General features: G+C 68.2%; 1 protein-coding gene. It reads left to right on the forward strand.

The annotated features are described in order from the left end of the window. On the forward strand, positions 1-1682 hold a 1682-nt coding region (locus ON38_RS06595; protein WP_039823226.1), incomplete at its 5' end, for an NAD-glutamate dehydrogenase domain-containing protein. Between the last annotated feature and the right edge of the window lie 273 nt (positions 1683-1955).

Here is a 1955-nt window from a genome sequence, read left to right on the forward strand (position 1 = left end):
CGAAGGCCATTCCGGTGAGCCCGGAAGTCCGTGCGGCGCTCAAACTTCCGGCGGGCGTCACCCGTCTCTCGCCGCCGGAGATGATCCGCGCAATTCTCGAGGCCCCGGTCGACCTCCTGTGGAACGGTGGTATCGGCACCTATATCAAGGCGAGTTCGGAAACGAATGCCGAGGTGGGTGACAAATCCAACGACGCGGTCCGGGTGAATGCCGATCGGCTCCGGGTGAAGGTGATCGGAGAAGGCGGAAACCTCGGTGCTACGGCGTTGGGGCGGATCGAGTTCTGCCGTAATGGTGGGAAGATGAACACCGACGCGTTGGATAATTCCGCGGGTGTGGATTGCTCCGATCACGAGGTGAACATCAAGGTTCTGCTCGACGGTGTGGTGTCGGCGGGTGAGCTCGATATCGCGGATCGCAATCCGTTGCTCGCGGAAATGACCGACGAGGTCGCCGAACTGGTGTTGCGCGACAATATCTCGCAGAACTTCCGGATCGGCCTGTCGCGGTCGGGCGCCGGGCGGCGTGGTGCGGTGCACCGGCGGCTGCTCACCGAGCTGGAGACCCGGCGCGGTGTGGACCGCCGGCTCGAGGCCTTGCCCGGTGACGCCGAGATGGAACGCCGGATCGCAGCCGGGGCGGGCCTCACCTCGCCGGAACTGGCCACGATGATCGCCCATGTGAAGCTCGCGCTGAAGGCCGACCTGCTCGCCGGGGACCTGCCGGACAGCCCCACCTTCGCGGCGGTGCTGCCCGGCTACTTCCCGACACCACTGCGGGAACGTTTTGCCGGCGCGATCACCAGGCACCCGCTGCGCCGCGAGATCGTGGCCACCGTGGTGGTCAACGAGATGGTCGACTTCGGCGGTGCGACGTTCGCGTTCCGGCTGTCCGAGGAGATCGGCGCCACCACCGACGACGCGGTGCGCGCGTTCACCGCCGCGGTGGAGATCTTCGGGCTGCGGGAGCTGTGGCACCGTATCCGCTCCGAGCAGATGCCGACCTCGGTACGCGATCAGCTCGAACTGGAGTCCAACCGCACGCTGGAACGTGCCGCGCGCTGGCTGTTGCTGAACCGGCCGCAGCCGATCGCGATCGGGGCGGATATCACCCGCTATCGCGAGGGAGTGCGCGCACTGGCGGACCGGGTGCCCGGCTGGCTGCCGAAACCGCTGGCCGAACGGGTCGCCGCCCATGCCACCGAGGCGACCGAACACGGTGCCCCGGCGGATCTGGCCGCCGAGGTCTACCGCCTGATCCATCTCTTCCCGCTGCTGGACGTGCTGGATATCGCCGATATCGCCGAACGTGACGCACGGGAGATCGCCGAACTCTATTTCGCGCTCAACGCGCATCTGGAGATCACCCGGTTGATCAGCGCGGTCGGCGATCTCGACCACGATCAGCGGTGGGCCAGTCTGGCGCGGCTCGCGCTGCGCGACGATCTGTACGAGTCGCTGCGGTTGCTCACCCTGGATATCGCCACCGCCACCGACCCGGAGGATCCGGTGGCGGAGAAGCTGGACTACTGGGAGCAGACCAACCGGTCACGGCTGACCCGGGCCCGCGCCGCGCTCACCGAGATCTTCGGAGTGACCAGGCACGATCTGGCGACCCTGTCGGTGGCGGCACGGCAGGTGCGGAGTCTGGCGGGTAGTTCGGAGTCCGGCATCGTCGCCTGATCACGCGGGATGCACGGGGGCCGTCCGGCTCGGGCCGGACGGCCCCCGTTGTTGCCGCTGTAGCACCGGTACCGATCGCCCCTCGGCCGATCTGTGCCGGTGCTCTCACTCGCGCCTACGCTCCCGGCCGGAAATCGCGCGCCTGGTGTTTCCGGGCCGGCGAGTGGACACTGCCGTCGGCCGGGTAGCCGGATCCGGCATCCGCCGACTCCGGTACGGCGCCCGGCGACCGGCAGTGGTCCGCTCGCCGCCGGGCCGGGTTTCGGTTTCAGT

The sequence above is a fragment of the Nocardia testacea NBRC 100365 genome (genome assembly GCF_000308775.1).
Lineage (GTDB): Bacteria > Actinomycetota > Actinomycetes > Mycobacteriales > Mycobacteriaceae > Nocardia > Nocardia testacea.